Below are 480 nucleotides of genomic sequence, written 5' to 3'. Positions count from 1 at the left end.
GTCGGGAAAATATTCACGGTAACTTTCACAACTTTGGCAGTGCTGCTTTAAAAGTAATGGCGTTTTAATGTGCGTCATGATGGCAACTAATACTCCAAAAAGACAGGGAACTTATTCCTGCTCACATCACACTGAATCTAAATAAACCGTGCGGGCTTTATTGCTGTCCGGGGAGTTGATGATCCGCTTTCGTTGATCCTGCTTAATGTGTTTCGCGGTTGCGTTCTAATCGAGCATGACGGCTGCGCAGTGCTGACATATAGCCGTGTGTGTTCATGGCTTATTGAGAGAATTAAACATGGCAGAAGAACGCTCAAGGTTTTTTTCATGGTCCCTGTTGCCGCGTCTGGTGGGCTTGGGTGTCCTGGTATTTATCATCTGGCTGTTGCTCTCGACGTTGCTGATGCCGCTGCTGTCGACATCGGCGACACGGGCAATTTTGAATGCACCGGTCATTCTGCTGACGACACCCATCGAGGG

The 480-nt window shown here is 48.3% G+C and carries 1 protein-coding gene; it reads left to right on the top strand.

From position 1 onward, the window contains the following. Positions 1-298: 298 nt before the first annotated feature. Positions 299-480, top strand: a 182-nt coding sequence (locus tag AC1DCY_RS27560; protein ID WP_477355915.1) for a hypothetical protein, incomplete at its 3' end; no start/stop codon positions are given.

This window comes from Lysinibacillus sp. 10T31 (genome assembly GCF_056394365.1).
The sequence above is the reverse complement of the archived record's forward strand: the minus strand, read 5'-3'. Positions and strand labels throughout refer to the sequence as shown.